Raw genomic sequence first — 23,259 nt, 5'->3', positions numbered from 1 at the left:
CGGGGCTCAAGGACGCTCGTTCGTTCCGTACGGCTGCTCAGGGACTTGTCCCAGGAACCTCTGAGGCACCGTCGTACGTCGTACCAGTCATGATCGTCATTCCTGATGCCCGTACGGCCGCGCTCTACGAGCAGTGGTGCTCCATAGGCGCGGGCAGCGAACCGGCGGTGGCCGAACCGCTCGTCCTCGACTGCGTGCGCCGGCTGGCCGCCGAGCCCGGTGGCGAGACGGCGCATGTGTGGGTCGCCGGGCTCACGCAGATGGTCCGGTATCTGGCGTGGCGCCCGGAGCCCGGGACCGCGCTGGCCGCCGTCGACGCGCTGCTCGCTGCCGCCACGGAGCTGGGGGAGCGGGACTGCGGGCATGAGACGCATCCGTACGCGGAGGAGCTCGACTGGCCGCGCGGCTGGTATCTCATCGGCGAGCGTCCCGATGTCGCCCGTGGACCGGCCGACTTGTGCCCGCGCAACGTCGCGGGCATCGCGCGGGTCGCCGCCGATGTCATCGCTCCGTTCTCGGTGCCCGGGATACCCGCGGTCGTGTCCGAGGACGACGAGAGCGACGTACGGGATCTGCTGGACTTCCTGAACGACTATCCCGGTGTCGACCCCGCTCCCACGATCGAGACGAACGCCAGTGCCCCGCTGCCGGGAAGCAACAGGGCAGTCCTCGCCGGATACGTCATCACCCAGCATGTGACGACCCCGTACGTCTACCACCGCATCCGCACCCGCCCGGTCTTCGACGCCATGATCGAAGGGTTGCAGGAGGCCCTGGCGATGCTCGGCGGCCGGGACGGCGACGGCTTCCCGTGCCCGCATGCGGACGGCGAGCACCCGGGCCAGGAGGACCTGTACTACGAGACCGAGGCCGAGATCGCGTGCCACGTACGCACCCCGGGCGGCCGGGCCCACCTCGTGGAGAACGTGCTCGACGAGGGCGAGGGCGAGATGTGGGTCTGCCCGGGCTATCTGCGTGAGCTCGCCGAGGACGCGTTGGCGCAGCTCAGGCCGAGGTACACCGAGTTGTTCGGGGAGCGGGACACCAATGATCTCGACGCCGTGTACGTACGTTCCGACGGACGCCTCGACATCGACGCACTGACCAGGGTGATCGTCGCGGCCGAAGACCTCGACGACTCCGGCACGATCGGTGAGAACGCCGGGCTGTGGGCGGCCCGCCGGCACGCGACCGCCACCGACCCCCACGAGCGCCTGGTCCTGCTGCACCTGGCGATGTGGACGGCCTCGGTGCTGGAGCTGTCGTACGCCGTCGGGCGCGAGGTGCGGGCGCTGTTGCGGGCCGTCGACTCCGATCCGCTCGATCACGACTGCGCGCACGGCAACGGCGACGACGCGCACCCGGAGCCGGATCTGCGCGAGAGCTGGCAGCGCGAGGAGATGAAGCCGCACCTCGACCACCTGCACGCGCCGGGTGAGTTCGCGGTGCCGGAAGGCCGGTTCGCGGCGCCTGCGGGTGCGTTCCCCGCGGACGTATGGGCGTGCCCGAGGCTGCTCGCCGCATGGGCCCAGGCGGCGAGCGAGGCGATGGACGAGGCGTACGCGGAGATGGACGAGGAGGACGGCGATGACGGATCGACCTTCCTCTGAGCGGACCTTGGCGGCTTCCCCTGAGCAGGCCTGGGTGGACGAACTGATCGACGACTGGGCCGAGATGGGCGAGTTCGTCGACGCGGACCCCGCCGAGTGCGACCGGCTCGTCCTGGAGTGCGCGCGCGAACTGGCCGCCGACCCGGACGGAGCGCTCGCCTGCCGGTGGACGATGGGGCTGCTCCTGGGACTCCTGTATCGGGGCACGCGCCCGGAAGAGGACATGGCCGCGGCGGCGTTCGACGCGGCGCAGGCCGCCGACCGTGCGCTGCGGCCCCTGCCGTGCGCGCATCAGGAGCATCCGTACCAGGGCGACCTGACGGCCGAGGCGTGGTGCTTCGCGGAGGTCCTGCGCGAACTGGGCGGCGGGGAACCCGTGCCCTGGGCGACCCTGCCACGCGATGAATGGCTGTGCCCGCGCAACGTCGCCGGGTATGCGCGCGTGGTCATGGAGTCGCTCAGGGCCGGATCCGCCGATGACGTACCGCCGTTCCTGTCATTTGAGGACCAGTACGAGATGGTGGGACTCACCGCAATCCTGGAGGGCTATCCGCTCTCCAGGACCTACGACGTGGCCTGGGATCTGTTGCTCGTGGCCTCCCGATTGCAGGAGGCGGAGGGCGATGACCTGGCAGGCAGCGTCCTCGCGGCCGCCGCCGTCACGTGGTACGTCGAAGCGGAGGCGGACGGCACCGTCGATGTACAGGAACTCCTCGACGCGCTCACGGTGGCCTTCGAGCGCGCCCTCGGCCTCCTCGACGCGACGACCTGCACCCATGACGGCCATCCCGAGCTGCCGCGCGACAGCACCGAAACCCTGGCGGCGGGCATGTACCTGGCCAGCGCACCGGGGCGTGCCGCGTACGAGAAGTGGCCCGAGGAGTGGGCCATCCCCCTGGACACCGCCGTGTGCCCGGCCTTCGTCGCGGCCACGGCCGAGGACTCGCTGCGACGCTTGCGGAACACCCCATGACGTACGAGGAGTTGGTCCGCTCCTGGGCCGGCCCGGAGACGGCCGCCCCCGTGCCACGGGTGTCTCAGGATGCGGGGGGCAGGGTCCGTACGAAGACGTCCCATGTGGCGTTGGTGTCGCCGGGGACGAGATCGGGGGCGGACGAGTCGAAGGCCACCATGCGGTCGTCGCCGGTGATCGCCACCCGCCCGGGATAGGCGGTGGCCGGAATGCCGTCCATCGCGGTGGTCACGGTCCGCACTTCACCGGTCTCCAGGTTCCGGATGAGGAGCGGCCATGGCCCCGCGTTCGGGCCGCTGACGCCCGCCGTGTAGAGCGCGAAGCGGCCGTCGGGGCTGAGCGAGCCTTGGCTGGTGCCGGTCTGGGATCCGGTGGCCGGGATCGGCCGGGTGGTACCGGTCGCCGGCTCGCGGATGAAACTGTTCGACTTCTGGTCGTCCGCCGTCACGGGACTTCCGTCGGTGCGGTTGAAGAGCACCAGGCTGCCGTCCGCGCTCAACGACAGCCCGCCCAGGGCTCGCTCCGGCGTCGGTCCGTCCTGCGAGACGTCCACCATCTGCCGCTCGCCGGTGCTCCGGTCGAGGAGGTACGCATTGCCCTTCGCGGGGCCCTTGGGGAAGTACCTGGTGTTGGTGTACGCAATGCGCTGCCCGTCGTCGCTGATGACGGGTCCGTCCGCGTAGTAGGTCTCGGTCGCGGTGTTCGGCCGGCTCACCCACTGCGTCGTGCCGTCCAGCAGATCACGCACGTACACCCTCGTACCCTCGGGCGCCGGTGACCCCGAGGGGCGGCTCTCCGTGAACACGACATAGCGGCCGGATCCGCTGATCCGTGCGCTGTACGCGCCTCCGCCGGTGAACTCACCGAGGTCGACGTCCACCCGCTGGGTGTGGCCGGTCGGCAGATCGCGTACGTACAGGCCGGTGCGCGACTTGATGACCATCAGGTCGCCCGAGGCGCTGAAGTCGAGCACATCCGCCGGGACCCCGTCGAAGGCCACCCGCTCCAGCGTGCCTTCGCGCAGGTCGCGCAGGTACGTCCAGTTCTGCCCACCGGGCGGGACCGGATAAGGGGGCACGAGGTTCGTCGCCTGCGAGACGAAGGCGATGTAGCGGCCGTTCCTGCTGATCACCGGCGCGTACGAGGTTCTGTTGCCCTGCGTCCCGTCGGCGGCCACACTGATCCGCTCCGTCGCCGCGTCACCACCGATGGGGTCGGCGCTCGCCGTCCCCATCGGCAGCAGCGCCGCCAACAGACCGATCCCTAACGCGCCCGTCACCGCAGGTAAAAGCCTTCGCATGTCTCCCCCTGACATTCACGGCCCCAACCCCCCGCCGAGGCACTCCGCGATACAACCGCACCGGGCCGGGCGCGGGCAATCGGCCCGGATACGTACAACCTTGGGCGCGCTTCGGGCGTCGGGGCCGCCGGGTCAGTCGCCGGTCGTGCCGTCGAGCATCTCGCGGAGAATGTCGAGGTGGCCGTTGTGGCGGGCCGTCTCCTCGGTGAGGTGGAGGAGGATCCAGCGCAGGTCGACACGGCCCTCGCGGCGGGTTCGTCGGGCCTGCTCGTCCAGGCTGTTCGCGGCGACGAGTTCGCGGTAGCGGGCGCTTTGTTCGGCGTATTCGTCGAGCAGCTGCGTGAGCGGGAAGTCGACGGCGACACGCATCTCGCGGTCGGGGTCCTCGTCGGTCCAGGGGCCCTGGTCCTCCTCGCCGAGGAAGACCACCTGGAACCAGTAGTACTCGACCCAGCGGAGATGGTTGATCAATCCGCTCATGGTCATCAGCGGCGAGCCCGGCAGGAGCGCCTTGCGGGCGTTCTCCGCGGAGACGCCCTCGCACTTGGCGCGGGCGGTGTCACGTGCGTAGTCGAGGAACGTGGTGAGCTGGGTGCGCTCGTCCCACGCGGGCGGGATGTCGTTGATTCTGGTCATCGCGCGAAGCGTCCCTGATCGCCGCGACCGCTGTCGAGGCATTATTTGACGGGCCCGACCAGCTCCACCCTGCTGCACGCCCGGAGGGGCGCCGCAGCGATTCAGTGTCGGTGGGCCGTTCATGGCTGGAAGTACTCCGCCATCATGTCGCTGACCCATTGCGGCTGCTTGATGTCCGCCGGGCGGAACTCCGCCATGGCCGGCTTCACGTCGATGACCGGGGTGCCCGAGACCGCGTCGAGGCCCACCACCGTCAGTACGCGGCCGTGGACGGATTCGACGGCGCAGCACGTCACGCCGATGCGGTTGGGTCTGCGGGGGCCCCGGCCGGCGAAGACGCCGACGGGTGGGAGGTCGGAGCGGCCGCGGTAGGGGCGGGGTTCGCGGTAGTCGTCGGGTTCCGGGAGCTGGTCGAAGACGAAGAGGACCTCCACGTGGGAGAAGCCGTCCAGGCCCTGGAGGCACGTCTCACCGAAGCGCTCGTCGATGGTGATCGTGCTGCGGACGGCACCCCAGTTGTCGGTGTGCTGGACGTCCGTCCGGTCGTTGTGGACGGTACCTATCGGTGTGACCTCGAAACTTGGCATGGCAAGGTTCTATCTGTACGGGCAGTGTGCTGCCCAGAGTTGAGAGGCAGCCGGTCCTTCACCGTTCCGCGCCTGCCGCGGTTGGCTTGTTCGAGCGGATCCACGCCGACGCGCAATGGCTACGTTCGGCAGATGGAGACCTGGGCGGGCCGCTCGTATCCACTGGGTGCCATGTACGACGGCACCGGCACGAACTTCGCGTTGTTCAGCGAGGTCGCCGAGAAGGTGGAGCTCTGCCTGATCGACGACGACGGTGCGGAACAACGGATCCGCGTACGCGAAGTGGACGGCCTCGTCTGGCACGTCCACCTGCCCGGCATCCGGCCCGGGCAACGCTACGGCTATCGCGTGCACGGCCCCTACGCCCCCGAGCTGGGGCACCGGTGCAGTCCCGCCAAACTGCTCCTGGACCCCTACGCCAGGGCCATCGACGGGGAACCCGACGACCACGCGTCACTGTTCGACGGAGGGCCCGGCAGCGAGGCCGGCCCGAACCCCGAGGACAGCCTGGGCCACACCTTCGTGTCGGTGGTGACGGACACGGTGTTCGACTGGGAGAACGACCGCCCACCGGACCACCCGTACCACGACACTGTGATCTACGAGGCGCACGTACGGGGACTGACCCGCGCGCACCCCGGTCTTCCTCCCGAACTCCGCGGCACGTACGCCGCACTCGGCCACCCCGTCATGCTGGAGCACCTGAGTGAACTGGGCGTGACCGCCATCGAGTTGATGCCGGTGCACCAGTTCCTGCAGGACGGCCACCTGAGGGAGAAGGGCCTGTCCAACTACTGGGGTTACAACACCATCGGCTTCTTCGCGCCGCATCACGCCTACGCCTCCGGGGGCAGCCGCGGTGAGCAGGTCACGGAATTCAAGTCGATGGTCAAGTCCCTGCACCGGGCCGGGATCGAGGTCCTCCTGGACGTCGTCTACAACCACACAGCGGAAGGCAACGAGCGCGGCCCGACCCTCTCCTTCCGGGGCATCGACAACGCGGCCTACTACCGGCTGGTCGACGACGACCCGGCGCACTACTTCGACACCACCGGCACCGGCAACAGCCTGCTGATGCGGCACCCCCACGTCCTCCAGCTGATCATGGACTCGCTGCGCTACTGGGTGCAGGAGATGCACGTCGACGGGTTCCGCTTCGACCTGGCCGCCACGCTGGCCCGCCAGTTCCACGAGGTCGACCGGCTGTCCGCGTTCTTCGACCTGGTCCAGCAGGACCCCGTGGTCAGCCGGGTGAAACTGATCGCCGAGCCCTGGGACATCGGTGACGGCGGCTATCACGTGGGGAACTTCCCGTCCCAGTGGAGCGAATGGAACGGTGAATTCCGAGACACCGTAAGGGACTTCTGGCGAGGACAGGACGCCACGCTCGCCGACTTCGCCACCCGGCTGGCAGGTTCCTCGGACCTGTACGAAGCCGACCGCCGACGCCCCCGCGCCAGCATCAACTTCGTGACCGCCCACGACGGATTCACCCTGCGCGACCTGGTCTCGTACAACCAGAAACACAACGAGGCCAACGGCGAGGACGGCAACGACGGCTCCGACGACAACCGGTCCTGGAACTGCGGCGCGGAAGGAGACACCGACGACGCCACCGTCCTCGAGCTGCGCGCCCGGCAGCAGCGCAACCTGCTCACCACCCTGCTGTGCTCCCAGGGCATTCCGATGATCGCCCACGGGGACGAACTGGGGCGCACCCAGCAGGGAAACAACAACGTGTACTGCCAGGACAACGAACTGTCCTGGGTCGACTGGGACCTCGACGCCCCGCGCCAGGACCTGCTCGCCTTCGTGCGGAGGCTGGTGCGGCTGCGACACGACCATCCCGTACTGCGACGCCGGCGGCACTTCCGTGGCGAGACCGACAACGACCACATCGACGACCTGGTCTGGCTCCGCCCGGACGGCACCGTGATGCAAGGCGACGACTGGGACCGCGACGACGCCCGTGCCATTGCCGCCTTCCTCCACGGTGGCGCCCTCCCGCCAGGGCCTCGCGGGGAACGCGTCATCGACGACTCGCTGCTGATCCTGGTCAACAGCCACCATGAGGCGATCGACTTCCAACTCCCCATGGCGGACTACGGAAAGACCTGGCACACGGTGCTTTCCACCGCGGAGACCCGGGACGGCAGGGCCAGGACGGACGGGACGGACGGGACGGCCAGGACGGTCAGGAGGGGCGAATCCGAGGGGAACTCCACGCTCGACGCGGGCACCGTCATCCCTGTCGAGGGACGCAGCATCCGCATCCTGTCCTGCCCGGCCCCTGGGCAGGACTTCGCAGATCCCGGTCCGGGGCTGTCCGGGACGGCACAGACGTCGTGAACGCCGTCGTCGGTTGACGACCAACAGTTATTCCCTCGCCCAGGGCGTAGTGACTGGGGAATGATCTTCTGCGTGGCGAAGAAGGCGGGTACGAGTGCGGGCGTTGACGACGCCCATGGATGGGACGCGCGGCTGGGCTGGGCGTTCGATCTGATAGCCGACGATCCCGCCGAACGGGGTGCGGCGCTGGGCCGGCTTGCTGACGCCCGGGGCAACGTGGGCGATGCTCTCCGTCGGTGGAACGAACTGTGGCACTTGACGCTGCCGCTCGGCGGACAGGAGCAGTACCGGGATCCGACGTTCCTGCAGGCGTACGAGAGGTACCGCGAAGCCGGGAAGTATGTGTTGCCCGACGCGTTGTGGAACCGCCCGCCCGGCGACATGAGGACCTGGCCGGGTCTGCCCTACGCGCTCCTCTTCCTGGAGTGGGAGGCACGGTATCCGCAGGAGTGGACCCGGCACGCCAAGAAGTGGGGCACGAAGCAGGGGCTGATACGGGACGTGGCGGTCGCCGACCACAGTGAGACCGTCAGGACGAAGCTCACCGATCTGGTCGAGGTCGTCGTGCAGAGGCGCTACCGCTGCAAGGACCGTGAGTACCTGCGCGTTGCCCGAGCAGTCGACAGCGATGATCTGCGAGCCAGGCTCGAAACTGCCGCTCGGTCACACAACCCATGGGCACGGCGGCATGTCGGCTATGTGCTGTGGCTCCTCGACCGCCCGGAGGTGCCCAACACGATCCACGTCTGGCAGACGTGGAATGCGGCCGAAGCCACCGGGTGAGACGTGTGCCGCCCGCTCCGCGAGGTGGCCGCCGACTCGGGCGTGACGCGTCGCGGCCCCGCAACGCCCTGGGGAGAGGGCGTCGCGAGGCCGCACCGGGATGGCCGTCAGGCCCTGCGGAGCCGGTCGATCAGAGGAACGGGATGAATCAGGGGTACTGGACGACCTTCGACGGCACGGTCGACGTACCGGACGTGGGGTCGCCGGTGTTGTTGATGACGTGTGCGTACTGGCCCTTGCCGCCGAGGGACACCACAAGCAGGCCGTGGAACTTCACCCCCGACTTGTTCGGGGCGGCGAAGCCGTGGTCCTGGATGATGCTGGGGTCGTCCTTGTAGTAGCAGTAGCTGCCCAGGCCCCAGGCCTCGTGCTCGGCGACCGAGTCGGCCACCTTGTAGGCGGCGAAGCCGCGGATGGCGCCGTTCTGGATGGCCGCCTGGTTGGGGGCGTCGTACGCCTTCTCGTTCTGGTAGAAGATCGTGCGGCCGCGCTCGCCGTTCCACTGGACGTCGTACTTGTTGAAGTGCTCCACGAACAGACCGGTGGCCAGGACGTCGGCGCCGTTGACCACGACGCCGTAGTCGGCCCGGTTGGTCTCCCAGCCCACGCCGTCGCCGTGGTCGGCGCGCCACACCCAGGTGTGGTCGACGATCGTGTGCCGGCTGTTGATGACCATGCTGGTGGTGGCCTTGCCGGCGCCCGCGCCGCCGATGCGGATGAACACGTCCTGCACGGTGGTGGGGTTGGCGGAGTGGTCCCGGGACGCCCCGGTGGGTCCGACTTCCAGGAGGGTCGCGGAGTTCTGCGGACCGGCGTCCACGAGCAGTCCGGCCAGGCGTACGCCGTCCACGTCGGCGACCTTGAGCGCGGTGGTGCCGCCGTCCGGGACGATGGTCGGGTAGCCGATCCCGAGGACGACGGTGCCCGCGCGGCCGATCTCGATCGGCTTGTCGACGTGGTAAATGCCGGGCGTGAACAGCAGGTTGAGGCCCTGGGCGAGCGCGGCGTTGATGGTCGTCGCGGTGGCGCCCGCCTTGACGACGTAGAACGAGGTGAGGGGCAGGGACTCGCCCTTGGGGGTGCCGCTGCCCCAGCTGGTGCCACGGGCGTCGGTGCGCAGCGCGGGCAGGAACACCTTGTAGTCCGCGCCGTCGAGGTAGAGGAACGGCTTCTCGCGGGAGCGGGGCGTGGTTTGGAGAGTCGTGTACGGGGGCTCGGGGAAGGACTGCCCGGGGGCGCCCTCGACGCCGGAGAAGACCATGTTCCACACGGCGTTGAGCCAGCCGCCGATGGAGCTGTCGCGGGTGTACCACTGCTGCTGGGAGTACGGCCCGACGGTTCCGTCGATCTTGCTGTCGGCGATGTAGCCGCCGCTGGCCCAGCCGTAGCCGTCGGGCGCCAGGTTGAGGTTGCCCTTGACGTGCATCCGGCGGAAGGGCGCGGCCTGGGAGACCGCGAAGCGGTTGGTGCCGTTGACCGGATTCAGGGCCAGGTTCTCCGCGGAGCGCCAGAAGTTCTGGGTGGCGTTGCCGCCGAACCAGCCGGCGTCCACGGTCACGTCGCCGTTGAACAGCGTGTCGTCGGGGGTCAGGCCCAGGCCCATGATGGAGGTGTAGAAGCCGAGTTGGGCGTTGAGACCGTTGTACGTTCCCGGCTTGAACAGCAGCGCGTAGCGGCCGGTGCCGAACTGGGCCGCCTCCTGCTGCTTGAAGATCTCGTCCAGCTTGGCCTGGATGCCGGGGGTGGCCGGGTCGAAGACGAGGACGTTCGGCCCGAGGTCTCCGCCGCCTCTCACGCGCTTGCCGGCCACGGCGGCGGACGAGGCGGCTGCCGCCGAGCCGGACGGCGCGGGTGCGGCTGTTGCGGACGGGGCGGCGTACGCCGCGAGCCCGGCGGCGGGCAGCGCGGCGGCTGCCGCGGCGATCACCTTGCGGCGTGACGGTGAACCTAAGGTGCGCGCCGACGAGGGGTCAGTGGGGGGCGTGCGCATGTGAACTCTCCTGACTCATGGGTGGGTTCGGACGCGGTACGAGTGACGCGGACACGGTGCGGTGCGGCCCCGGCCGTGCGGCCGTGGGGGAGGGGCTGGGGGGATCAGGCCGCCTTGCGGGCCTGCGAGCGATGCGCGCGGATCACGTCCGCGTAGCGGTGCCCACTGCCCTTGACCGTGCGATTCTGGGTGGCGTAGTCGACGTGCACCAGACCGAAGCGCTTGTCGTAGCCGTACGCCCACTCGAAGTTGTCCAGCAGCGACCAGGCGAAATATCCGGCCAGCGGAGCGCCCTTGCGGGCGGCGCTCACGCAGGCGGCGAGGTGCCCGATCAGGTAGTCGGCGCGCTCGGGGTCGTCGATGGTGCCGTCGCGGCGGACGACGTCGGGGTAGGCGGAGCCGTTCTCGGTGACGTACAGCTTGCGGGCGCCGTAGTCGTGGGTGAGGCGCAGGAGCAGCTCCTCGATGCCGCCTGCGTCGATCTCCCAGTCCATGCCGGTACGCGGCACATCGAGGCGCTGCACCTGGCGGGCGTAGGGGGCCGGCCCGGTGGGGTCGTCGGTGACGACGGCCGGGAAGTAGTAGTTGAGGCCCAGCCAGTCCAGCGGCTCGGCCATGGTGGCCAAGTCGCCTGCCTGCTCGGGGAGTTCGATGCCGTACACGTCGAGCATGTCGGAGGGGAAGCCGCGCCCGTGGACCGGGTCGAGCCACCAGCGGTTGGTGTGGCCGTCCATCCGGCGGGCCGCCGCGATGTCCTCGGGCCGGTCGCTCGCCGCCTCGACGGTGGAGAGGTTGTTGACGATGCCGACCTGCGCCCCCGGGGCGGCGGCGCGGATCGCCTGCGTGGCCAGACCGTGGCCGAGCAGCAGGTGGTAGGAGGCGCGCACGGCCGCGTCGAGGTCGGTCAGACCCGGGGCCATCCGCCCCTCCAGGTGGCCGATCCAGGCGGAGCACAGCGGCTCGTTGAGCGTGGCCCAGTGGCTGACCCGGTCCCCGAGGCGCTCCGCGACGACGGAGGCGTACGCGGCCAGATGGTGCGCGGTGTCCCGCTCGGGCCAGCCGCCCCGGTCCTGCAAGGCCTGCGGCAGATCCCAGTGGTAGACGGTCACGGACGGGGTGATGCCCGCTTCCAGAAGCCCGTCGATCAACTGGTCATAGAAGTCGAGTCCCTTGGCGTTCACCGCGCCGTCCCCGCCGGGCAGGATCCGCGGCCAGGCCAGCGACAGCCGGTACGCATTGGTGCCCAGCCGCTTCATCAGGGCGATGTCCTCGCGCCACCGGTGATAGTGGTCGCAGGCGACGTCCCCGTGATCGTCGTTGTCGATCTTTCCGGGCGTGTGCGAGAAGGTGTCCCAGATCGAGGGGGAGCGGCCGTCCTCGGCGACGGCTCCTTCTATCTGGTACGCGGAGGTCGCGGTGCCCCACGCGAAGTCCTGCGGGAGCGCGGCGAGGTCGATGGGGTCGGTCACGGGTGTCCTTTCAAAAGGGGTGAAGGCGGCGCTCACTTGACGGCTCCGGCGGTCAGGCCGGCCACCAGATAGCGCTGGAGCAGCAGGAATCCCGCGACCACGGGGATGCTCACGACGAGCGAGGCGGCCATCACCTGGTTCCAGTACACGTCGTTCTGGGTGGCGTAGCCCTGCAGGCCCACGGCGAGCGTGCGGGTGACGTCGTTGGTCATGACGGAGGCGAACAGGACTTCCCCCCAGGCGGTCATGAACGCGTACACGGCGACCGCGACGATGCCCGGGATCGCGGCCGGCACGACCACGCGGAACAGCGCGCCGAGGGGCCCGCACCCGTCGACGAGGGCCGCCTCGTCGAGCTCGCGCGGCACCGAGTCGAAGTACCCGATGAGCATCCAGATGGAGAACGGCAGCGAGAAGGTGAGATAGGTGAGGATGAGCCCGGCGCGCGAGCCGAACAGGGCGATCCCGGTGGCGTTGCCGATGTTGACGTAGATCAGGAACAGTGGCAGCAGGAAGAGGATGCCGGGGAACATCTGGGTGGAGAGCACCGTGACGGTGAAGACCCGCTTGCCCTTGAAGCGGTAGCGGCTGACGGCGTACGCGGCGAACACCGCGATCGTCACGGAGCACACGGTCGCCGCGCCCGCCACGATCAGCGAGTTCACGAAATAGTCCGCGAGCGGCACGGTCTCCCAGATGTCGAAGTAGGGCTGCACCGTCAGATCGCTGGGCAGCCAGCGGAACTTCTCCGTCACGTCCTGCAGCGGCTTCAGCGAGCTGGACACCATGACGTACACGGGCAGCAGGACGAAGCCGACGAGGAGCGTCAGGAAGATCCGCCGGGACCACAGGAAGGACCGCGGGGGAGCCATCGGCGACCTGGGCGCACTCGGTGACCTGGGCGCCGTCGGCCGCGTGGTGGTTGCGGGGCTAGACATCGGCGGTCTTCCTTCCCCGGTTCGTGACGAGCAGATAGAGGCCGGTCACCACGAGCAGGAACAGCAGCAGCAGGACCGACATGGCGGAGCCGGTGCCGAAGTCCCAGGTGGCGAACGACGATTGATAGATGTGGATCGAGATGAGGTCCGCGGACTCCGGTGCCGACTTGCCGAACAGCACGTACGGCGTGTTGAAGTCGTTGAAGGTCCACAGGAACAGCACCAGGACCAGGACCTGGTTGACCGGCCGCAGCGACGGCAGGGTGATCCGTCGGATCTGCTGCCACATCCCGGCGCCGTCGATGGCCGCGGCCTCGTACATGTCGCGCGGGATGTTCTGCAGCCCCGCCATGACGATGAGGAAGGCGAACGGCCAGCCCTTCCACACGGACACGACGAGCAGCGCGACGAAGCTGTTGTCGCCGATCAGCCAGAAGGTGGGGCTGTCGGTGAGGCCCAGCTGGTCGTGCAGCACATGGTTGACCAGGCCGTTGTCCCGCTGGAACATGAACGCCCAGGTGATCACCGCGGCGTACACGGGCAGTGCGTACGGCACGAGGAACAGGGCGCGCAGCACACCCCGGCCGCGGAACGTCTCCTGCAGATACACGGCGGCCGTGGTGCCGAGCAGCCAGCACAGCCCCACGGACAGGACCGTGAAGGCGCAGGTGATGGCGAAGGAGTGCAGGAGCGCCGCGCCGATCGGTGCGTCGAAGTCGACGGTCACCGAGTAGTTGTCGAGGCCGCGCCAGGGAGCGGCACCCCAGTCGCGCAGATAGAACTGGCTGAGCTCCTTGAAGCTCATGAAGATGCCGGTGACGATCGGCAGGAGATGGACGAGGATCTCCAGGAGCAGGGCGGGGAGCAGCAGGAGGTACGGCAGCCCGATGCGGCGGATCCGCCCGGGAGGGCGCGCACCGCGCGCCGCCCCCGGTCCGTCGGTCTTCGCCGCCCGTGTCCCGGTCTCTTCGGGAGCAGTGACGGTCATGGTCGTATCGCTCACTTCTTGGGCATCTGCTGCTGGGCCTTGGTGAGTTCGGCCTTGACCGACTCGTTGGTCACGGCCTTGCCGCCGGCGGCCGCGGCGAAGAGGTTCTTGACCGCCGTGCCGACGACCGTCTCGAACTGCGACTCGTTGGGCACCTGGGGGAGTGCGGCCGCGCTGTTCGCGAGGGTGTCGCGGATGACCTTGAGGTCAGGGCGGTTGAACTCCGCGTCGGACTGGGCGCTCTTGACGGGCGGTATGGAGCCGTAGGTCTTGTTGAGGATCTTCTGTTCCGCGTCGCTCGTCATGAACTTGACGAACTTCAGTGATCCGTCGAGGTTGTCGGTGTTCTTGAACACCGACATGTTGATGCCGGCCACCATGGAGTTGGCGGAGGTGCCGGTGCCGGGGGTGCCGGACTGTACGGGGGCCGGGGCGACGCCCCACTCGTCCTCGCTCATGCCCTGGGCCTTGAAGGTGGCGGAGGCCGTCTGCCACAGCACCATCGCCGTCTTGTCCTTGGCGAAGTCGCTGAGCGACTGGTTCTGGGCGTACTCGGCGTTGCCCGGCGCGACGATCTTGTCTTTGGCCATCAGGTCGACGTATTGCTTGACGGCGGCGACGGCTCCGTCCGAGGTGAAGTCGGGCTTGCCCTGGGCGTCGAAGAAGTCGGCGCCGTGCTGCTGGCCCAGGACGAAGACCTGGTGGATGTTGTTGGACAGGTTCGAACCCTCGGCGCCGAGTGCCCACTTGCCGTCCTTGGACAGCTTCTTGCCGGTGGCCACGAGCTCGTCCCACGTCGCCGGGGGCTTCTCGATCCCGGCGTCGGCGAACATCTTCTTGTTGTAGTAGAGCGCGTACGCCATCGAGTACAGCGGCACCGCGGCCGGGTCCTTGCCCTCGGCGCCGGCGGAGGCGAGCGCGGAGGCCAGGAAACGGTCCTTGCCGCCGATCTTGTCGAAGGTCTTCTCGTCCCAGGGCAGCAGGGCGCCGCTGGCCTGCAAGGACGCGGACCAGGTGTTGCCGATGTTGAGGACGTCGGGGCCCTGGCCCGAGGTGGTCGCGGCGAGGATCCGGTTGAGGAGGTCGGCCCAGGGGACGACCTCCAGCTTCACCTTGATCCCGGTCTGCTTCTCGAACTTCTTCAGCTCGGGCGCCAGGACCTTCTTGTCCACCTCGAGGCTGGCGCCCTGGTTGGTGGCCCAGTAGGTGAGTGTCTTGGGCGAGTCGTTGGACCCGCCGCCGGTCGACGATCCGCCGCCGCAGGAGGTGGCGGCCAGGACGAGGGAAAGTGTTGCGGCGCCGACGGCTGCGGCTCGGATTCTGCGCATGGCTCCAGGTGTCCCTTCCGAAGGGAGTCACGGGTGCCAGAGGGCAAGCGGCGGTGGGGACTTGATCCAGTCGGCGGTCGCGACTCGTTCAAGTACTGAATGCCCTCACGGCTTAATTTAGAGCGTGAGTTAAGCCGTTGTAAAAGGTCGCGTCAAGGGATCGCGCAGGGGTATGTTGCAGGCTCGGGCAGGAGCAAAGGAGCCACATGGCCGGTCGGGGCGGGCGCACAGTGAGTGACCTGCGGCGGGACAACCGCACTGCCGTATTGCAACAGTTGTATTTCGAGGGGCCGATGAGCCGCCAGGCGCTCGGCCCGGCGACCGGACTCAGTTCAGGCTCCATCAGCAACGTCGTCACCGAGCTCGCCGCCGAGGGTCTGGTCGAGGAGGCCGGCAGCGTCGACTCCGCCGGCGGACGCCCGCGCGTACTGCTGCGCGTGGCCCCCGAGTGCGGATACATGATCGGCATCGATGTGGGGGAGACCCGGGTCCGCATCGAACTCCTCAACCTGGCGCTCACCGAACTGGCCCGCACCGAGCGACCGTTGGAGCACCACGACTACGACGTCGAGCTGATCGCCGGACACATCCGGGACGGCATCGCCGAAGTCCTCGCCGCGGCGGGCATCGAGCCCGAGCGGCTGCTCGGCGTCGGGATCGGCGTGCCCGGCATCGTCGACCGCGACCCCGAGCGCGGCGCGGTCGTGCACGGCCAGACCATCGGCTGGGACGCGGTCCCCCTGGAGCAGCTGCTCCGCGCGGGCGGCCAACTCCCCGACACCGTCCCGTACTTCATCGACAACGGCGCCCGCACCCTGGGCCAGGCGGAGATGTGGTTCGGCGCCGGCCGCGGCGCCTCCAACGCGGCCGTCATCCTCTTCGGCTCCGGCGTGGGCGCCTGCCTGGTCACGGACGTCGTCGAACACGGCAGGGCCGTCGAATGGGGCCACCTCACCGTGCGGGTACGGGGCCGCAGATGCCGCTGCGGCGCGCTGGGCTGCCTGGAGGCGTACGCGGGCTCCGAGGCCCTCCTGGAGCGCTGGCAGGAGGCGGGCGGAGAGCCGCCCGAGGGCGTGGACGAGGAGACCGCGCTCGCGGCCATGCTGGCGGCGGCCTACCCCGCGCCGGGCGCCGTCGCGGATCCGGTCGCGCAGGCGGTGCTCGAGGAGACCGCCGAATACCTCGGCGCGGGCCTCTCCGACCTGATCAACCTGTTCCAGCCCGAACGCATCCTCATCGGCGGCTGGGCCGGCCTCCAGCTCGGTGCACGCTTCCTGCCCGCGGTACGCAAGTACGCCACCTCGTACGCACTGCACCATCCGGCGCGGAAGGTCACCATCGAGATGGGCCGACTCGGCCCGGACGCGGTCACGGTCGGGGCGGCGACCCTGCCCCTGGCCGACTTCTTCTCCCGCGGCGGACGCCGCCAGGACGCGGCCGCACCGGGCCAACTGCCCGCCTGGCGCACCTCGTTGGCGGGGAGGTCACTGGCCTGACCGTGGGGGTGGCCGGGAAGGGTCCGGGGCTCGGGGCCCGTCTGGAAGGTGGCTCGTCAGGAAGGTGCCGACCACCGTCACAGGTCGATGTCCGATCGCCGCCAGCACGGCCCGCACCGTGTGATCAGGCTTGCCGCATGACGACTTCATACGAGACAGAATCGGTCACCGTCCTCACCGGCATGTACGCGGCCGAGGCGGAGTACCTGGCGGCCGGAGGCCCGGGCCGGGCGTCGTTCGACCTGCTTGCCCCCTTCTTCGCGCCCGATGTCGTACTGCATCAGGCCGACGCCCTGCCCTACGGCGGAACCTGGCACGGCCACGAAGGCATGGAACGGTTCTTCCTCGCGATGAGCCACGCGTGGGAATCGTTCGCCATGGTGGAGCAGCAGTTCCTCGCCACCGGCGAGTGCACGGTGGTGCTGACCCAGGTCCGTGCGCGCCCTCGCGCCACCGGCCGCGAGCTCACGTTCCCGATCCTGCAGACGATCAGGGTCGAGAACGGGCGGATCTCCGAAGTGCGCCCGTTCTACTGGGACACCGCGGCGATCGCTGCCGCCTGCGGACGGCCGACGCCGGCTGCCTGAAGACGTCTGAGGGCGTGGCGGCTCCTCAACTGTCCAGCCAGGGACGGAGCTTCTCGGGGTTGCGCACCGCCCAGATGCGCCGGATCCGGTCGCCCGCGAACTCGAATGCGTACACGGTCGCGACCTTGCCGTCCTGGTGTGCCATCAAGCCGGGCCGGCCGTTGACCGTGCACTCCTGGAACGTCGTGCGGTCGCCCGACACCCGGGCGATCCTCGCGTAGGCGTGTGCGATCTGCTCCCCGCCCACGATCGGGAGCAGGTGGGTGACGGCCAGCCCGCCGCCGTCGGCAATCGCGGTGGCGTCGGGGTCGAGCAGGCCGACCAGCGCCTCGATGTCCTTGGCCTCCCACGCGGTCTTGAACTGCCTGACGATGCCGGCCTGCCCGGTGCTCGGCCCCGCCGGGGTCTGCGCGGTGCGGATACGACGACGGGCGGACGAGGCCAGCTGACGGCATGCCGCCGGACTGCGGCCGACGATCTCGGCGACCTCGCCGAACGGGTAGCGGAAGACGTCGTGCAGCACGAAAGCGACGCGCTCGGCCGGGGTCATCGCATCGAGCACGACCAGGAAGGCCATCGTCACCGACTCGTCGAGGGTGACCCGGTCGGCCGGGTCGGTCCCGTCGGCACCGGAGCGCCCGTTGACCGACTCCGCGGGCCCGGGCAGCGGTTCGGGGATCCACTCGCCCACGTACGTCTCCCGCCTGGCCCGCGCCGAGCCGAGCAGGTTCAGGCAGATGCGGCTCGCGACCGTCATCAGCCAGGCGCCGGGCGACTCGATGGCCCGCTGCTCCCGGGCGGACATGGCGTACCAGCGGGTGTAGGTCTCCTGCACGACGTCCTCGGCGTCGGCTAGGGAGCCGAGGAGCCGATAGGAGAGGTTGATCAGCTGCCGCCGCTCGCTCATCAGCACGCCGAGGCCCGGATCGCCCTGATCGTTTCCGGGCTCGGCTCTGGTGGTCATGATCTGGCGTCTCCCTCGCTCGCTCTTGCGCCTCCACCCGGTACGACAGAACAGCGCACCGGATTGTGAGGCCGATACGCCGCCTCACATTCCGAAGGGCTGCGTTGTCGGACCGGTGAAGACGACAATGAGAGGCAGAGGGTACTGACGATGAACGACTTCCGGACCATCGCGGACCGCGTCGAGATCGAGGCACTGCGCGGCGAGTTCACCGACGCGGCGATGATGCGCGACCGACCCCGCCTGGCGTCGCTGTTCACACCGGACGGCGTCCTGCGCATGCCCGACATCCCTGTCGAGCAGATCGGCCGCGAGGAGATCCGCGCCGGGGGCGAGCTGTTGCAGGGCCAGTGGGACTTCTTCGTGCAGAACACCCACCCCGGCACGATCCTGCTCGACGGCGACACCGCGACGGGCCGCGCCTACATCCAAGAGATCGGGCGTGCCCTCGACGGGCGCCAGGGCCTGAACTACGCGGTCTACCACGACCGTTACCAGCGCACCGGGGAAGGCTGGAGGTTCGCCGAGCGGGAGTACGAGATCAGGTACCTCGACACGTCCCCGCTGGCGGGCACGGCGCCCCAATCGGCGGACAGCTCCGGGACGCGTCCGGCGCACGGCTCCGGGACCGGTCTGGCGGACGGCTCCGGGACCCGTCCGGCGGACGCCACGGACACCCCGGCCGCGGCCACATCCTTCACCGAGGTGGCATCGGCCGAACGACTGGAGCGGGTGGCTGCCGCGCTGCGTGCCGGAGGCTTCGCCGCCGAGATCCTCGACGACGCCGCGGCCGCGCGCGTCCGCATCAAGGAGCTGGTCCCCGAGGGCGCCGGCGTGCTCACCGGAGCCAGCGAGACCCTCCGGTTGTCCGGCATCGACGAGGACATCAATGCGAGCGGCCAGTACGACGCCATCAGGCCACGCATCCTGGCCATCGACCGTGCCACCGGAGCCGACGAGATCCGCCGGCTGGTCGCCTGCCCCGACTTCGTCATCAACAGCGTCGCCGCGGTCACCGAGACCGGCTCGCTCGTGCTCGCCTCGGGCAGCGGCAGTCAGCTCCCGGCCAACGCGGGCGGCGCCGCCCAAGCGGTCTGGGTGGTCGGCGCGCAGAAGGTGGTGCCCGACCTGAGTACGGCGCTGCGCCGGATCGAGGAGCACGCCCTCCCGTTGGAGAACGTCCGCGCCCAGGCGGTGTACGGGATGCCCAGCGCCGTCAACCGTCTGCTCATCCTCAACGCGGAGCCCCGTCCGGGGCGCGGCACTGTGTTGCTGCTCCGTGAGGCGATCGGATACTGAGCCGGCGCAGGGGGCGGTTCGACTCGACCGAAGCGTGCGACGGTGGGCGGGACCGAGCCCGGCCCACCGTCGGTGTCACGGCTTCTTCTTCAGACGCGGCACAGGCAGATGGGGTGGCCGGCCGGGTCGGCGTACACGCGGGAGGGGCGCTTGCCGTCGGCGTCGTCCGTGTCCAGCTTCCGCCCGCCCATGTCGAGCACACGTTGCTCGGCCTCCTCCAGCGGTCCGGTCACCTTCAGGTCCAGGTGCATCTGCTGCGGACTGGTGTCGGCGCCCGGCCAGTGCGGCCACTGCGGCGGTTCGTGCTCGGCCACGAGCTGGAACCCCAGCCGCTGCCCATGCGGGAGGACGACGGTCACCCACTCGCCCGAATCGTCCACCTTGCCGCCCAGCAGCTCGGCGTAGAACTCCGCAAGGCCCTTCGGGTCAGTGGTGTCCAGGACGGTGGAGTACATCTCGGCGACGGCCATCTTTCCTCCTTGCTGACGCTGTTCCGTGCACACCACCACGCGTGCCCGCGAGATCGATTTCCACACGGTGACGATTCGCACAAGGAGTGTCGATGTTCCGCGGGCAAACGGTGTTCCGGCAGACGTCAAGGGCGCCGTTCGCCGTGATGGTGAAAGCCTGGTGTCCAGCACCCCATGGCGGCATGGATTGCCGGGCCGTCAGGCACCTGGTCCCAGGCATGCGCGACGTGCCCGTCGGGTCTGACGAGGGCTGCGTGCGCACCGAAGCTGCGGGAGGTCGAGGCGATCAGCAACGGAGTTGTGGCGGCGGTGAGTTCGGCCGAGACCGGGGGTGGAGCCGCGTCCGCGCGGTGGGCGAGGAGGAAGTGGCCGGGGCGGAGTCGATCGAGCAACTCCGGCTCGGGCAGCCGGCGTCCGGCCATCGGGTGGGCGCCGAGCGGGGCCGGGTAGTGGACGCCGAGCCCGGAAATCCAGCCGGTGAGCCTTTGTGCGGTGCCGGGGTCGTGGCCGACGAGATCGCTGACCAGGGCGCGCAGGGCGGCTCCGGCCGGGGTGAAGGAATACATCAGTGCCGTCTGGGCGAGCGTGTTGTGGGCCAGGGATTCGGCGACGGGGTGGCGCTCGGCGTGGTAACTGGCCGGTCCGGACAGGATGTCGGGCGTGGCGCGGCCGACGCATTCTGCGGCGAGTTTCCAGGCGAGGTTGGCCGCGTCCTGCAGGCCGACGTTCAGGCCCTGGCCACCGGCGGGGAAGTGCGCGTGCACGGCGTCGCCGGCAAGGAAGATGCGGCCTGCGCGGAGGCGGACCGCGGTGCGCGTCGTGTCAGTGACCTGAGAGCGCCACACCGTCTTGCGCAGGGCGAAGTCGGTGCCGATGATGCGGTGCATGGCGGATCGCAGCTGCTGCTCAGTGAGTTCGCCGCGCTGCCGGGAACGCACGTGGGCGGGGCTGAGCCGGGTGTCGCGCGGTTCGGCGCCGTAGAGGCGATGCAGTCCGCTGGGCAGGGGGAGCACGCTGAGGGTTCCCGAGCGGTCGTTCCAGTGGTGCAGGGCCTGCGGCGGCGGGTCGGCGAGCTGGACGTCGGCCACGAACGCCACCAGCGACGGTTCGGTGCCCGGGAAGTCGATCCGGGCCTGTCGGCGTACCAGGCTGTGAGTTCCGTCCGCGCCCACCAGATAGCGGGCCGTGTGCATCGTGCGGTCGACGCGCGCCCGGATCCCGTCGCGGTCCTGGAGCACCTGCTCGACTCGTTGCCCGTAGTGGACCGGGACACCGCGGTCGCGCAGGTGCTCCAGCAGCAGACGTTCGGTGCAGGCCTGCGGAACCATCAGCACGTACGGATAGCGGGTGGGCAGGGTTGAGTAGTCCAACAGCGCGGGCAGCAGCGCGAAGTGCGTTGCGGGAGCCGGGCGTCCCCGGGCAGCCAGGACGTCGCCGAGACCGGCTCCGTCGTGGGCGCGCAGCACGCTGAGGACCTCCAGGGTACGAGGGTGGACGGTGGCGCCCTTGGAGTGTTCGCTCGGCCCCGTGCGTCGTTCCAGCACTGCGACCCTGACGCCTGCCCCGTCCAGCAGGGCCGCGGTGAACAGTCCGACCGGGCCGCCGCCGACGACCAGGACGTCGAGGCCATCGGCGGCGGCCGCAGCCCCGGTCACGCCTTCTTGGGCGGCCGCAGCAGCGCCACGCCGCCGAGCAGCCCCGTGGTGGCGGCCGTGTGGACGAGCAAGGCCTTGCGGTTGGGGGCCCATACGCCGGTGGTCGGCCCGCCGGACCACAGGGCGGCGCAGTACCCACCGGCTCCGGCGGCCATGGCCCGCCACAGGCCCCGGTCGCGTCCGGGCCCGCGCAGGGCTCCGATGCCGACCGCGGCCAGGGCGCCCGCGGTGATCAGCACCTCGCGGGCCATGTGGTACTGGATGTGCCGCTCGCCGTAACGCAGTTGAGGCCGGCGAAAGGCGGGATCGGTGACGTGGGTGGCGGTGTGCCGCACGGAGGGGACGGCTGCCGCGATCCCGCCCAAGGTGACCAGGACACCGAGTCGCTCACGCGGATTGTGTGTCATCAGGGGCTTCTTTCCGTGCACCAGGAGAACGGCTTCGCACTTCTGCATGGGGGTTCAACCGGCCACGCTGCCAAGCTCCGGCGCGGGTCGCCCGGGACGCTGCTCCATCCGGCGGTGCCCTGCCCGGCGCGGGCCGGTCCCACCCGGCTCCAGCAGTGCGCCGGCAGCCACCGAGCGGCAGGGCCGATGAGGACTTGCCGGCGGGCCCGCAATGGCGCGACGGAGGGCCTCGGCACTGCAGCGCCATTCGGGTATTTCACCAGCAACTATCAATTACAGCGCTGTAACAGGGTAAATCGACCGCCACACTGATCGCTTCGGTCTGACCCCTTGGAGCTGTGATGCCGCTCAAGTCCCCTCGTCTTCCCGCCCTGACCGCCGCGGCCCGCGGCGCGCTGCCGATCAGTGTCGCGCTGATCTGCCTGCTGACCGGAGCGGCCACCGCCGTGCCCGCCCCCAAGCCCGCGGGGCACCGAGTGGATCTGGCCATCGCCGACTCTCCGGTGCAATTGGCGCCCGGTCAGCGCGGCGTTCAGCGGCTGACCGTCTCGAATGCGGCGCGGCGCCCGACGACCGGCCCGACCCTGGTGTCCTACGCGACGCCGCCGTACACCAACGTCGACCGCAACCGTCCGCTGCCTCGCGGGTGCCGCATCGCGTACGCGAACCAGGATCCGATCATGCCCGAGGTCGTGACGTGCCGGCTGGGCGCCGGGCTCGCCAAGGGCCACGCCCGCACCCTCGCGGTTCCTGTCGTCGTCACCGAGCGCGCCCGGCTCAGCGGTACGGTGCGCGGCCGGGCGAGCGTGATGCCGGCACCGCGGTCCAAGGACGTCGAGGCGGACACCAACAACAACTGGGTGCTGGCCCGCCTGAATCTGACGCGCCCGACCCCGCCGCTGCCCAGGGGCCGCAAAGTGGGCCTGTGGCTCGCTCAGTCCGATGCCGTGATGGCGAGCGACCACACCGGTGAACTCGAGCTCAGGTACGGCAACGTGGGCCCGAACCCGACCCGGCGCGGCGCGGTCGTGGTGGTGGCAACCCCGCTGCTGGTGAAGGTCGACACCGAAGCCGGGCTCCCCGAGGAGTGCACCCTGGCGCTGAACGACCGGACCCCGGGCATTCCCCAGATCGTCCGCTGCACCCTGCCCGACCTGGGCGTGGAGGAGGACGACACGTTCACCATCCCGCTGCGGGCCCAGGCGGGAGCGCCGAAGGGCATGTCGGCCGGCACCGCGCTTATCGCGCCGGGCCATCGCCGGGACGTGGACACCGACCAGGTGGACAACATCGGTGTGGCAACGGCACGCATTCCCGCGCGCCAGGGCTGACAGTCCGAACCCGAGCAGGTGTCCGCGGCCCCGCAGCAGGGGCGCGGACACCTGCTGCTTTCACGCTCGTTCCACGTCTCCTCGACCATGTCGTCGCTC

General features: G+C 69.7%; 20 protein-coding genes. 8 read left to right on the top strand and 12 right to left on the bottom strand.

The features are described from left to right. Positions 1–89: 89 nt before the first annotated feature. Entirely contained in the window at positions 90–1,610 is a 1,521-nt protein-coding gene (locus OG430_RS02965) for a hypothetical protein (protein ID WP_327350787.1), read from the top strand. Beyond that, the gene (locus tag OG430_RS02960; RefSeq protein WP_327350786.1) at positions 1,588–2,583 is read left to right on the top strand and encodes a hypothetical protein; all 996 of its coding nucleotides are present in this window, start codon (positions 1,588–1,590) and stop codon (positions 2,581–2,583) included. Before OG430_RS02965 ends, OG430_RS02960 begins: the two co-directional genes overlap by 23 nt. 64 nt (positions 2,584–2,647) lie before the next feature. Here the strand turns inward: OG430_RS02960 and OG430_RS02955 are convergent, their stop codons facing one another. From OG430_RS02955 to OG430_RS02945, 3 genes are all read right to left on the bottom strand, one after another. After that, the gene (locus OG430_RS02955) at positions 2,648–3,862 is read right to left on the bottom strand and encodes a hypothetical protein (protein ID WP_327350785.1); all 1,215 of its coding nucleotides are present in this window, start codon (positions 3,860–3,862) and stop codon (positions 2,648–2,650) included. 153 nt (positions 3,863–4,015) lie between these two features. Further along, a complete protein-coding gene (locus OG430_RS02950) occupies positions 4,016–4,519 on the bottom strand; it encodes a DinB family protein (RefSeq protein WP_327350784.1) in 504 nt (167 codons plus the stop codon). 119 nt (positions 4,520–4,638) lie between these two features. Further along, on the bottom strand, positions 4,639–5,106 hold the full coding sequence (locus tag OG430_RS02945; protein ID WP_327350783.1) for an SAM-dependent methyltransferase: 468 nt from the start codon (positions 5,104–5,106) through the stop codon (positions 4,639–4,641). A 132-nt stretch (positions 5,107–5,238) separates the two neighbouring features. Here OG430_RS02945 and glgX point away from each other — a divergent pair, with 132 nt between their 5' ends. Both glgX and OG430_RS02935 read left to right on the top strand, forming a co-directional pair. Beyond that, a complete protein-coding gene (gene glgX / locus OG430_RS02940; RefSeq protein WP_327350782.1) occupies positions 5,239–7,455 on the top strand; it encodes a glycogen debranching protein GlgX in 2,217 nt (738 codons plus the stop codon). 72 nt (positions 7,456–7,527) lie between these two features. After that, positions 7,528–8,238 carry a hypothetical protein gene (locus OG430_RS02935; protein WP_327350781.1) on the top strand — a complete coding sequence of 237 codons (711 nt, stop codon included), beginning with the start codon at positions 7,528–7,530 and terminating at the stop codon, positions 8,236–8,238. A gap of 148 nt (positions 8,239–8,386) precedes the next feature. Here the strand turns inward: OG430_RS02935 and OG430_RS02930 are convergent, their stop codons facing one another. From OG430_RS02930 to OG430_RS02910, 5 genes are all read right to left on the bottom strand, one after another. Then, complete coding sequence (locus tag OG430_RS02930; RefSeq protein ID WP_327350780.1) at positions 8,387–10,228, bottom strand: coagulation factor 5/8 type domain-containing protein; 1,842 nt, start codon at positions 10,226–10,228, stop codon at positions 8,387–8,389. Positions 10,229–10,332: 104 nt separating this feature from the next. Beyond that, entirely contained in the window at positions 10,333–11,697 is a 1,365-nt protein-coding gene (locus OG430_RS02925) for a GH1 family beta-glucosidase (protein WP_327350779.1), read from the bottom strand. Between the two features lie 32 nt (positions 11,698–11,729). Beyond that, positions 11,730–12,635, bottom strand: a complete 906-nt coding sequence (locus OG430_RS02920) for a carbohydrate ABC transporter permease (protein WP_327350778.1) — start codon at positions 12,633–12,635, stop codon at positions 11,730–11,732. Next, positions 12,628–13,623, bottom strand: coding sequence for a carbohydrate ABC transporter permease (locus OG430_RS02915; protein WP_327350777.1), 996 nt, complete (start codon positions 13,621–13,623; stop codon positions 12,628–12,630). The genes OG430_RS02920 and OG430_RS02915 overlap by 8 nt, the downstream gene beginning before the upstream one ends. Before the next feature lie 11 nt (positions 13,624–13,634). Continuing rightward, on the bottom strand, positions 13,635–14,951 hold the full coding sequence (locus tag OG430_RS02910) for an ABC transporter substrate-binding protein (protein WP_327350776.1): 1,317 nt from the start codon (positions 14,949–14,951) through the stop codon (positions 13,635–13,637). 206 nt (positions 14,952–15,157) lie between these two features. On the opposite strand from OG430_RS02910, the gene OG430_RS02905 reads away from it, so the two are divergent. Continuing rightward, positions 15,158–16,447: an ROK family transcriptional regulator gene (locus tag OG430_RS02905; protein WP_327350775.1), complete on the top strand. Its 1,290-nt coding sequence runs from the start codon at positions 15,158–15,160 to the stop codon at positions 16,445–16,447. A 137-nt stretch (positions 16,448–16,584) separates the two neighbouring features. Then, complete coding sequence (locus OG430_RS02900) at positions 16,585–17,034, top strand: nuclear transport factor 2 family protein (protein ID WP_327350774.1); 450 nt, start codon at positions 16,585–16,587, stop codon at positions 17,032–17,034. Positions 17,035–17,059: 25 nt separating this feature from the next. On the opposite strand, the gene sigJ is transcribed toward OG430_RS02900, so the two are convergent. Next, positions 17,060–17,998, bottom strand: a complete 939-nt coding sequence (sigJ, locus tag OG430_RS02895; protein WP_327350773.1) for an RNA polymerase sigma factor SigJ — start codon at positions 17,996–17,998, stop codon at positions 17,060–17,062. Positions 17,999–18,148: 150 nt separating this feature from the next. Here sigJ and OG430_RS02890 point away from each other — a divergent pair, with 150 nt between their 5' ends. Further along, positions 18,149–19,297 (top strand): LUD domain-containing protein, encoded by a 1,149-nt coding sequence (locus tag OG430_RS02890; RefSeq protein ID WP_327350772.1) that lies wholly within the window; start codon positions 18,149–18,151, stop codon positions 19,295–19,297. 89 nt (positions 19,298–19,386) lie between these two features. Here the strand turns inward: OG430_RS02890 and OG430_RS02885 are convergent, their stop codons facing one another. The 3 genes from OG430_RS02885 to OG430_RS02875 all read right to left on the bottom strand — a co-directional run bounded on the left by OG430_RS02885 (position 19,387) and on the right by OG430_RS02875 (position 21,829). Beyond that, positions 19,387–19,767, bottom strand: a complete 381-nt coding sequence (locus OG430_RS02885) for a VOC family protein (RefSeq protein ID WP_327350771.1) — start codon at positions 19,765–19,767, stop codon at positions 19,387–19,389. Positions 19,768–19,892: 125 nt separating this feature from the next. Beyond that, the gene (locus tag OG430_RS02880) at positions 19,893–21,422 is read right to left on the bottom strand and encodes an FAD-dependent oxidoreductase (protein WP_327350770.1); all 1,530 of its coding nucleotides are present in this window, start codon (positions 21,420–21,422) and stop codon (positions 19,893–19,895) included. Beyond that, positions 21,419–21,829 (bottom strand): hypothetical protein, encoded by a 411-nt coding sequence (locus tag OG430_RS02875; protein WP_327350769.1) that lies wholly within the window; start codon positions 21,827–21,829, stop codon positions 21,419–21,421. Before OG430_RS02875 ends, OG430_RS02880 begins: the two co-directional genes overlap by 4 nt. A 341-nt stretch (positions 21,830–22,170) precedes the next feature. On the opposite strand from OG430_RS02875, the gene OG430_RS02870 reads away from it, so the two are divergent. Further along, complete coding sequence (locus tag OG430_RS02870) at positions 22,171–23,160, top strand: hypothetical protein (protein WP_327350768.1); 990 nt, start codon at positions 22,171–22,173, stop codon at positions 23,158–23,160. Positions 23,161–23,259: the final 99 nt, after the last annotated feature.

The sequence above is a fragment of the Streptomyces sp. NBC_01304 genome (assembly GCF_035975855.1).
Taxonomy (GTDB): domain Bacteria; phylum Actinomycetota; class Actinomycetes; order Streptomycetales; family Streptomycetaceae; genus Streptomyces.
This window is presented reverse-complemented; position numbering and strand designations above follow the sequence as displayed.

Excerpts from the sequence above, each read along its gene's own strand:
- OG430_RS02915 (WP_327350777.1), bottom strand. The coding sequence starts at position 13,623 with ATGACCGTCACTGCTCCCGAAGAGACCGGGACACGGGCGGCGAAGACC.
- OG430_RS02890 (WP_327350772.1), top strand. The coding sequence starts at position 18,149 with ATGAACGACTTCCGGACCATCGCGGACCGCGTCGAGATCGAGGCACTG.
- sigJ (WP_327350773.1), bottom strand. The coding sequence starts at position 17,998 with ATGACCACCAGAGCCGAGCCCGGAAACGATCAGGGCGATCCGGGCCTC.
- OG430_RS02965 (WP_327350787.1), top strand. The coding sequence starts at position 90 with ATGATCGTCATTCCTGATGCCCGTACGGCCGCGCTCTACGAGCAGTGG.
- OG430_RS02950 (WP_327350784.1), bottom strand. The coding sequence starts at position 4,519 with ATGACCAGAATCAACGACATCCCGCCCGCGTGGGACGAGCGCACCCAG.
- OG430_RS02930 (WP_327350780.1), bottom strand. The coding sequence starts at position 10,228 with ATGCGCACGCCCCCCACTGACCCCTCGTCGGCGCGCACCTTAGGTTCA.
- OG430_RS02905 (WP_327350775.1), top strand. The coding sequence starts at position 15,158 with ATGGCCGGTCGGGGCGGGCGCACAGTGAGTGACCTGCGGCGGGACAAC.
- OG430_RS02945 (WP_327350783.1), bottom strand. The coding sequence starts at position 5,106 with ATGCCAAGTTTCGAGGTCACACCGATAGGTACCGTCCACAACGACCGG.
- OG430_RS02885 (WP_327350771.1), bottom strand. The coding sequence starts at position 19,767 with ATGGCCGTCGCCGAGATGTACTCCACCGTCCTGGACACCACTGACCCG.
- OG430_RS02870 (WP_327350768.1), top strand. The coding sequence starts at position 22,171 with ATGCCGCTCAAGTCCCCTCGTCTTCCCGCCCTGACCGCCGCGGCCCGC.
- OG430_RS02875 (WP_327350769.1), bottom strand. The coding sequence starts at position 21,829 with ATGACACACAATCCGCGTGAGCGACTCGGTGTCCTGGTCACCTTGGGC.
- OG430_RS02960 (WP_327350786.1), top strand. The coding sequence starts at position 1,588 with ATGACGGATCGACCTTCCTCTGAGCGGACCTTGGCGGCTTCCCCTGAG.
- OG430_RS02920 (WP_327350778.1), bottom strand. The coding sequence starts at position 12,635 with ATGTCTAGCCCCGCAACCACCACGCGGCCGACGGCGCCCAGGTCACCG.
- OG430_RS02910 (WP_327350776.1), bottom strand. The coding sequence starts at position 14,951 with ATGCGCAGAATCCGAGCCGCAGCCGTCGGCGCCGCAACACTTTCCCTC.
- OG430_RS02900 (WP_327350774.1), top strand. The coding sequence starts at position 16,585 with ATGACGACTTCATACGAGACAGAATCGGTCACCGTCCTCACCGGCATG.
- glgX (WP_327350782.1), top strand. The coding sequence starts at position 5,239 with ATGGAGACCTGGGCGGGCCGCTCGTATCCACTGGGTGCCATGTACGAC.